The 8,468-nt window shown below is 40.0% G+C and carries 8 protein-coding genes and 3 pseudogenes; 1 reads left to right on the forward strand and 10 read right to left on the reverse strand.

Annotated features, from left to right (window positions below):
- Positions 1–144: 144 nt before the first annotated feature.
- Both hypB and hypA read right to left on the reverse strand, forming a co-directional pair.
- Entirely contained in the window at positions 145–825 is a 681-nt protein-coding gene (hypB, locus tag LJE72_RS22430; RefSeq protein WP_229250202.1) for a hydrogenase nickel incorporation protein HypB, read from the reverse strand.
- Entirely contained in the window at positions 825–1,166 is a 342-nt protein-coding gene (gene hypA / locus LJE72_RS22435) for a hydrogenase maturation nickel metallochaperone HypA (RefSeq protein WP_229250203.1), read from the reverse strand. The genes hypB and hypA overlap by 1 nt, the downstream gene beginning before the upstream one ends.
- Positions 1,167–1,687: 521 nt before the next feature.
- Here hypA and LJE72_RS22440 point away from each other — a divergent pair.
- Positions 1,688–1,909 carry an alpha/beta-type small acid-soluble spore protein gene (locus tag LJE72_RS22440; protein ID WP_229250204.1) on the forward strand — a complete coding sequence of 74 codons (222 nt, stop codon included), beginning with the start codon at positions 1,688–1,690 and terminating at the stop codon, positions 1,907–1,909.
- Between the two features lie 97 nt (positions 1,910–2,006).
- Here the strand turns inward: LJE72_RS22440 and larA are convergent, their stop codons facing one another.
- The 8 genes and pseudogenes from larA to LJE72_RS26405 all read right to left on the reverse strand — a co-directional run.
- Complete coding sequence (larA, locus tag LJE72_RS22445; RefSeq protein ID WP_229250205.1) at positions 2,007–3,269, reverse strand: nickel-dependent lactate racemase; 1,263 nt, start codon at positions 3,267–3,269, stop codon at positions 2,007–2,009.
- A 76-nt stretch (positions 3,270–3,345) separates the two neighbouring features.
- On the reverse strand, positions 3,346–4,209 hold the full coding sequence (locus LJE72_RS26400; RefSeq protein WP_229250206.1) for a methyl-accepting chemotaxis protein: 864 nt from the start codon (positions 4,207–4,209) through the stop codon (positions 3,346–3,348).
- A 280-nt stretch (positions 4,210–4,489) separates the two neighbouring features.
- Positions 4,490–5,047: pseudogene (locus tag LJE72_RS22455) on the reverse strand (carbonic anhydrase).
- A gap of 86 nt (positions 5,048–5,133) precedes the next feature.
- Positions 5,134–5,295 carry a hypothetical protein gene (locus LJE72_RS22460; protein WP_229250208.1) on the reverse strand — a complete coding sequence of 54 codons (162 nt, stop codon included), beginning with the start codon at positions 5,293–5,295 and terminating at the stop codon, positions 5,134–5,136.
- A gap of 17 nt (positions 5,296–5,312) precedes the next feature.
- On the reverse strand, positions 5,313–5,678 hold the full coding sequence (locus LJE72_RS22465) for a hypothetical protein (protein WP_229250209.1): 366 nt from the start codon (positions 5,676–5,678) through the stop codon (positions 5,313–5,315).
- A gap of 283 nt (positions 5,679–5,961) precedes the next feature.
- Complete coding sequence (locus LJE72_RS22470) at positions 5,962–6,735, reverse strand: IclR family transcriptional regulator (RefSeq protein ID WP_229250210.1); 774 nt, start codon at positions 6,733–6,735, stop codon at positions 5,962–5,964.
- Positions 6,736–7,486: 751 nt separating this feature from the next.
- A pseudogene (locus tag LJE72_RS22475) lies at positions 7,487–7,808 on the reverse strand (DUF3102 domain-containing protein); the annotation flags it as partial.
- A 125-nt stretch (positions 7,809–7,933) separates the two neighbouring features.
- Positions 7,934–8,101: pseudogene (locus tag LJE72_RS26405) on the reverse strand (hypothetical protein); the annotation flags it as partial.
- Between the last annotated feature and the right edge of the window lie 367 nt (positions 8,102–8,468).

The following is an 8,468-nucleotide window of genomic DNA, read 5'->3' on the forward strand; positions in this document are numbered from 1 at the left end:
ACCACTCTAAATCTTTGCAGTGGTGAAAGGCTCCTACATTTATTTTGATACATATTATTCTTGTTATTCTTGAAATTATTCTTCGAAAGGCAGTTAGCTATACCTCGCAGTACTTCCAGCGCCTCAACTAACCAATCCCTATTGTTACCCTTCCTGTTCCCGGTACTCTATCACCTCTTGACTTAGCCAACTAATCCATTCATTTATCCCATTTCCATTGCGACAAGATACTTCGAAAATTCGTATGTGTGGATTAATCGCTAGAATATCTTGTTTCATCGTCTCCATATTTACGTCAGTCAATTTTTCCAGATCCATCTTATTTAGAACAACCGCTTTCGCATTGCGGAAAATCACAGGATATTTCGAAGGTTTATCATCTCCTTCAACAATGCTAAGCACGATGACTTTAAATGCTTCACCCAGATCAAAATCCGCAGGGCAAACCAAGTTCCCAACATTTTCGATAATCATCAGATTAATGGCATCCCAATCAAAGTCCGACAAAACCTTACTAACCATTTTACTGTCAAGATGACATCCTCCACCAGTATTAATCTGGATTACAGGTATCTGGTGTATAGCTATTCGATCCGCATCTTTACTAGTAAAAATATCTCCCTCTATAACCCCCACACCAAGACTTCTGATTAGGAGGGGCAACGACCTTTCCAAAAGCGAAGTTTTTCCTGCTCCTGGTGAGCCAATCATATTAATAGCCAAACAATGACTCTTTCGAAAATGAGCACGATTTATTTCTGCCTGAGTATCATTCGAGTTAAGTAAATTTGCCATGACTTCAATTTCACGCCGTGTTGCTTCCATTATTCTACCTCCAGGCTTTCAAGTAATAGTTCCTCACCTTGAATAACTTTAATGTTGATATCTTGACATTTTGGACAGAGAAAAAACATCCCCGTCACGTTAAACTCGTAATGACAGTTTTGACAGCGACCAAGCACGTCTATACGCTCTACTAACAGTTCTGCACCTTCACATATGGTATCCTTGCCATAAGCTTCAAACGCCATTTGCAGCGCATCCGGTTCCGCATTTGTAAGTACTCCAACTTTTAGTTTAACCTGGAGCACTCTCTTTACTTTATGTTGGGAGACAGTCTGTTCAATGACCTCAAATACTCCTCCCATTAAAGACATTTCATGCACATCGTCTCCAGTTAAGAAAACTCGGAAAAACTTAACCTTTCCTTTCAGTTATTCTTATCCCTTATCCAAGTTTATTAACTCCATTTTCTACATGTCTTCATTATAATAATGAGTGAACTCTTACTATAATACTAGCCAGAAAGTTCAACTTATAGTTATATATTTTGGGAAGGCCCCTTCTCGCCATCCTTGGCTACAGGGACACTCGGCCATCCTTGGCCAGCGCCTATGGCTTGGCGCTAGACAAGTTTTCTTTATAAGGCTTGGTCTACATAGTATGAATAGTTCGACAAGAGGTGCAAATATCCTTTATGCCTGTCTATAAAATACACAATCATCTGAATCATACTTATTATTTGCCATGGCTAAATAAAGCCTAGTACACTGTCTTCTATGGACATAATTAATCCATATTGTTAAGTTATGGCTAAATTTATGCTTTTATTAAACGTATAAAGACCTTTTAAATGGTTAGGATAATACTGTCTAAACAAACAACTGAAAAAGGAGGATGGTTAAATATGAGTCGTAATACACCTGAAGTTCCAGAATCCGAAAGGCAGTTGGATGAGCTTAAATGGGAAGTAGCTGAAGAGCTAAATTTAGACGATGACATTCAAGAAAAAGGGTTTGCAAATATGACAACCAGAGAAGTAGGTCAAATCGGCGGCAATATGGTCAAGAAAATGATTACCTTTGCAGAGAAGGAAATGGCCGAGCAGGGTTCGGGTGTTATAGATTAGTTATTTTTTAGAAAGGGACCTCGTTCAGATAAACGACGTCCCTTTCTAATTAATTTATTTATACTAAAACTACTCCTAAGCGAAAATTAGGTACACCTTATTCTTCGACATACGGAATCGTAAGAGGTCCAAGTGGCAAAACAGCAATACTCATATTATCTCCATATTTACCCGTTAGTTCCCTCAAAGTCTGTTCGATATCCCTCGTAGGAGTTAAATTTGCAATTCTTGTCGATTCTTCAGGCAACAAGGAATACAAGTATACATCTGCCCACTCCTGAATCATAGCCAATCTTTGTGCTTCCCACTGATCAAACATTTGAAATGACGGCTCGTTAATCATTTCTAAAAGTTCCTTTGGTGAGTTGCGCATTTGGAGTATTTTAACAAAATTCCCATGTTCAGGCATGCCCTCACTGCATTCTGCGGCACAAATAATCGTCCCACCTTGTTTGACAATCATCCGAGCAGCATCCATGCCCTTTACGGCCTGGTATAAATTTTGATCGAGAGGGTAACCTGCATTCGTTGTAATTACAACATCATAACGCTTCTCACATTTGACCATGGCTTGCTCTTTGACATATGCACAGCCAATAGCATGAGCTTCAACCAACTCACCAGCAAATACATTGGTGATCTCTTTCTCTCCATTCAGAGCTACATTAAGAAGGAAATTCGGTTTACAAAAATTATTAACTTCCCTCGTCATTTCTTGAAGTGGATTCTTATCTAGTTCTCCCCAGGTAGCCAGTGGGTGCCCAATCATTTTAGCGTTATGGAAGGTTAATATAGTTTCTATTCCCGCTATGCCAGGCATAATTCCCTTAGGTCCACCAGAGAAACCCGCAAAGAAATGAGGCTCGATGAACCCTGTTACTATTCTAAAATCTGCTTCAACATATTCTTTATTTAAATATACCTCACACCCAAAGCTGCTTGTTCCCAGATGCGAAAGCTCTGATTTTTCGTGACAATGATGATTTACAAGACGTACAGTATCTACTACTGTTTCTCCTAACATTTCGATGAATTCTTCCCTTGTTTGGTCACGGTGAGTTCCAAGGCCATTGATGATGGTAATATTTTCTATAGGCACATGAGGAAGTTCCTCAAGCAACCAAGGAATTAATTTATAGTTTGGGGTCGGCCTAGTGATATCGCTAATTACAATGACTACCCTGTCTGTTGATTTAACCATTTCTCTAAGCGGCTTTGTCCCTTTAGGATCTCGAAGAGCGTCTAATACAAGCTCATGGTCATTCTCTGGTAACTTCAAATGAGTCGGTTCAACGACTCTCGTATGTTCAGGTACATTTATGTTCAAACCATTCTTTCCATAGGCTAAAAAAACTTCCATATATATCTCCTTTTCTTTGATATGTTATGTGTATGAAGCATCATACTGTCTAGTTATAAAGCACTTTAGGCATGACCTATAAACTTAAAGCTAACGATTCTAACTGTCCACTTACTTCCTGTAAACCTTCAACTAATTTGGCAATTTCTTGATTAGCCTGTGCTTGTTCTTGCGTGATTGCACTGTTGCGCAACGAACTTGCAGTAATCTTTTGAATAATGGCCTGAAATTCCAGTAAAAGTTCACTGATTTCATTGGCGGAACGATTGCTTTCATCTGCCAATTTACGAACTTCACCTGCAACCACGGAAAAGCCACGCCCATGTTCTCCTGCTCTAGCTGCTTCAATTGCTGCGTTTAAACCTAAAAGATTAGTTTGTTTGGCTACTTTACGAATAAGCCCCAAGATATCTGAAGTGGATTTAAGTTGATTTTCTCCCTCCTTCGCCTCTGTCGCAATAGCTTGACTAATCGCGGCTACTTCTTGTGCCGAAGCAGCTGTTTGTTGCACAGCACTGGCAGCTCGCTCTATAGCATTACTTAAAGCTTTTACTTGATTGCGCATGATGTCTTTCAATTCTTCATCTCTCAGCATCGTTACAACCATACCCGCAGCAATCCTGGCAACCGGACTAACGATATCTAAAGGACCAGCAATTCCAAAGGTGCCGACTTTAACACCGTCGACTTTAATTGCTTGGTTGTAACCCTCTTTTAACTTCCCATTTGAAACGTCAGCCTCTTCTTGAGTTACAACTGTATAATCTATATTAGTAGTCATTATTTGCTGGCTTCCCTTATGCTGTACCCCTACTCTAGTTTGGGCAGAATCTGCCATGATTATCCCAGATTCATCACATACGATAACAGCAAACCCACCTTGTTCATGAATAAAACTTGCTATTTTATTGGCAACAAAATTACTAAGCTTAGAGACCACAAATCCATCTCCTTTAAAACCTATTTACCTCCATATTATATCACAATGTCTGATGGTCGGACCAGATATATTCGTGAATTCCCAAACTTTTCCCTATTTTAAGATAATATTTCTTAACCTAGTTTAAATAGTTCACTCACTAATCCGTAATTGAGAAAAAAAGTAAACCGCTTATGTGCTGCCAGATCAATGTTGTCCGGCCTGGCAATACCTGTTAGACACATTAAAACACAGTATTAAGGAGATATAAAACTATCTTCTTTATACTGTGTTTTAACTATTAGTGAAATAACTGGACTAAAATCATGCGATAAAATTTATTATCCTCTATATTGTAAAATAGTGGTACATAAAATTTTCGAATATCTTAATCTTATTCGTGCCGCCTCACTTAATACAAAATCTATATCATTGCCAATTTCATACATTGGAGCAAAATTCATAAAATGCTCCTCGGCATATCTCTTGTTCCATCCTGCATTTTCAACTAACCGATCAATAAACTTTTCTCTTTTTTTAGAATAAATATTTACTATACCACAATTATTATGGCCTAGCAGAGCTATCGCCTTTACGCCGCCAATAGCAATAGCATAGGATACTTTAAACTCGCTGTAACGTAAATTTCCCCCGCCACTGCGAATTATATAGGCAAAATTATCTGGAACGTGAAGATGTTTTCGATTATCCATACACATTCCTATTAATAACTGTGCTTTCGAATATTAATCAAAGGAACGATGAAGATTATGATATTCCAAAAGAAGTCCAATTGAGGTTTCTCTATATTCTGGAAAGATATCTTCTTTTTAGTTAATACTTGAATTAATTTATCCATTTCATTTTTCCTTTCCAAACAAATCCGAGTTACACCCCGAGTCCGTATCCCTGGATGTCCGGATATATTCATTAATGAGCAAATTTTTAGATTGTTTTTGTTTCCTCGTATAGACCAGTAGCACTGCTTACTACTTCTGCCATAGCCGATTCTATGTCATGTGTTATCTGGGCTTGGTTCTGAGTAGTCGCAACATTTTGGCATTCCATATCCTCCAAATCGTCTTCCATAATATCCCCGATGGTCACTTTATAGCCTTCCCCTTCTAAAAGGTTTTTAAATAGGGGGTATTAGTGTCCTCTATCAAATTCTGTTTCAGTACAAAGCCCGTCGGAAAGATAATCGCTCGCTTTGAAATGCGCTCTTTGATTTCATCCACCATGTGGTTGACTGTCCTGCTCATTTCCACCGAGTTTTCCCCTTCCAGACAGATTAGACCGAGAATCCCGTTGGAGTGCAAACAGGAATCCTCGTAGAGGCGGACGCCTTTCAGTTTGGCAAGCGCGCCAAGCACCGCCCGCTCTTTGCCAACAATATTTCCGGCGGGAATATCGTTTTCCATAATGTCAAGGGCAATATGATCCGAACGGACATTCACTACCAGCACTTTACTTCTTTCAAGTCCCAGCACATCCGCCACCGTCTGGGCGAGTTGAGTCAAATTTACATGATCGAGGGTAATATGGTTGATCCAGAGTTCTGTTTTTCCAAAAGATTTAGGCCCATCTTCAGATCTCCTTTCGTCTTTAACATTCAGATTTCAACATCAAAGTTAATATTTTTCCATCTTCTTTATGATTTATGCAACTAATACAATAGAAGAATTACTAAGTGTTCGTCATTGACGAACATAGTTCGGATTAAAAAATAGCGTTCTTTTAATACGCCATTAAACTCTGTTAAAAAAGTTTCAGTCAGCTTCTATACCCTAGTCTTTGTGAAATCTGGAGAGCGTAATATTGTACATCCCTAGCGATAGCCTCAATTTGTTCTAACGGCAACCGCACTGTCGGAGCAGAAACACTAATGGCTGCCACCGGCTGATTCATATAATTGAAAATCGGAGCTGCAATACAACGCAGACCAGTTTCAATTTCCTCATTGTCAACAGCATATCCGCGTGAATGAATACGCCGCAGTTCACGGTACAACTCCTCCTGATCCGTGATTGTATGCTCTGTATATTTTTTGAAATCTTCTTTTGCAAAAACCTGTTTCAATTCATCTTCGCTCAAAAAAGCCAAGATTACTTTGCCCACACCTGTACAATGCATAGTAGCGCATTTACCTGTCTGGGAATAAACAATTACAGCCTCGGGGGCATCAACCTTATCTATATAAACAATCTCATCACCATAATGAGCGGCCAGATGCACGGTGGTATTGTATTTACCGCCAAGCTCCTCACAAAATACTTTGGCTTCGTTTCGCAAATCCATACGGTTATACACCAAAGTGCCCAACTCAAACAGCTTGATTCCCAATCGATAGCGTTTTGTTTGGGGATTCTGTTCCAAATAACCTTTTGTAAGCCGTGTATTCACCAATCCGTAAACCGTACTCTTGCTTAGCTCCATTTTTTCGGGAATTTCTGAAATACCTAATTCTATCGCTTGTCCTTTAAAACATCCAAGTATATCTAACGCCCGATTTACAGACTGCACGATCACACCTGATGCACTTGCCACCAATATTTTCCTTTCAATTCAGAAATCCAATGCCTGATGTCTTTATAAAAAACACCTTTTTATAATTGAGATTATAAGGTATGACTTTTAAGAGTCATTACAATTCTGGTATTATTATTGGATTATAAATTTATATCTTTTTATGTATTTCCATATAATGGATTATCTATTTTAGAAAAAACTATTCTAGGCCTCGAAGAAACCGTGGCAAACACTAGCGGGCAGGTTAAAAAGGCTGTTTTAAACTCAATAGTCAAATTGAATTAATGAAAGAGTTCCTTTTTACAATCTTTCATATAATTGGCATACTGAATAATATGGAATAATTGTCCACATTTAAAGTGCCCTTATGCTTCCGTAAAGTATATGATGATAAATTATTTTTAACTGCTGTTAAAAGTGTCAAGTTAGAATTCCTATTGGCTGCTGCCGGAAAACCAAGTTTTTACAAATCGCAGACTGGACTTGTGCTTCCAGCCAGCTGTTTTAGTACCAAGGCTTCGGAGGCCTTGAGGGCAACGGTTTTAGTTCCGTTGGTTTCAGTGGTTAATTAGGCTTCGATTCCCTTTATGACTTGCCTTGTTCCTTGATCGACGAGTTCACAAGTTGCGGTTGTTGATATTAGAGCTGAGGGTTCAACGGTCGTCATATTCGTCGTAGTAACAGTCGACCACTCTTTAAGCCTTTCGACCATACATTTGATTATATCTTCAACATCATGCTGCAGGATAAATTTCTCCCGCTCATCTTAAGAAATTCCCAGCAGGAGAAGAGCCTGGTAGTATTTCAAATTCGCCCACGTCGGCGAATTTGACCTGCCGCCGGCAGCAAATAGTTTATCTCCATATTCTTGAAAAAGCTGCATCAGCTTGTTTGCTGTGCGCTGGGAATAGCTCACTGATTCCACCACCCATTTTCCCCATTCTCCATTGGGGAAGCAGGGCCTTGGCCTCCTTCAGGCGCTTACCGATCTCCATGGCATTGCTAAGCATGATTTTACAAGTTTGTTGTTTGATCCTATTAATCTCAGCCGCGATAACTAGTGGCGTACGTTCAGTGATAGGTTCCTTCATTTTGACACCCGCCTTTTTAATAGCTTTAATGACAGCATACGCAGACGGGCTTAGGATGGTGAATAGCTTGGGTATCGCTCCGGCGTAACCTCAGCAACAATCAAACTGCCAGCCAAGTCCGGTTTTAACAGTCTCCAAGCCTTATACTGGGGAGTAAAACCGCACTTGCTGGCAGTGTTGACGAAAAGCAGTACTTTTCCCATATATTGAGGTATTGCAACCTCGTTCCCCTCATTTCCCAACAAAAAAACACTTCTGGTGAAGGACGAGCTTTTCGCCACACAGCGACTCATAACGCACACTCCTGCAGTGTGGATACCAAAGGAAGGACCCCCGGTACTTTCATTCCTTACATTTACATTACAGTATTAAAAACAAGCAAAAAACTACCTCGTTAAAGGTAGTTTTTCGCTTGTTTACCTGGCGATACGAAAGCCACGATAGTGTCCTGTGGACAGTATCGCCGAGCCACCCGCCCCAAAGAAACACTTCGTGGCGAAGGGGAGCCTTTCGCCACACGGCGACTTGTAACGCACACTCTTGCATGTGACGAAAGTCGGGCGAGACTTTCGCCACATTGCGACTCGTGACGCAAACTCCAGCAATGTGGATCCCGAACGGGTGGAACCCAGGACCCAAGTATCTTAAGTTACAGTATAA

This window comes from Desulfosporosinus shakirovi, from assembly GCF_020595055.1.
GTDB classification, from domain to species: Bacteria; Bacillota; Desulfitobacteriia; order Desulfitobacteriales; family Desulfitobacteriaceae; genus Desulfosporosinus; species Desulfosporosinus shakirovi.

Excerpts from the sequence above, each read along its gene's own strand:
- larA (WP_229250205.1), bottom strand. The coding sequence starts at position 3,269 with ATGGAAGTTTTTTTAGCCTATGGAAAGAATGGTTTGAACATAAATGTA.
- hypB (WP_229250202.1), bottom strand. The coding sequence starts at position 825 with ATGGAAGCAACACGGCGTGAAATTGAAGTCATGGCAAATTTACTTAAC.
- LJE72_RS22440 (WP_229250204.1), top strand. The coding sequence starts at position 1,688 with ATGAGTCGTAATACACCTGAAGTTCCAGAATCCGAAAGGCAGTTGGAT.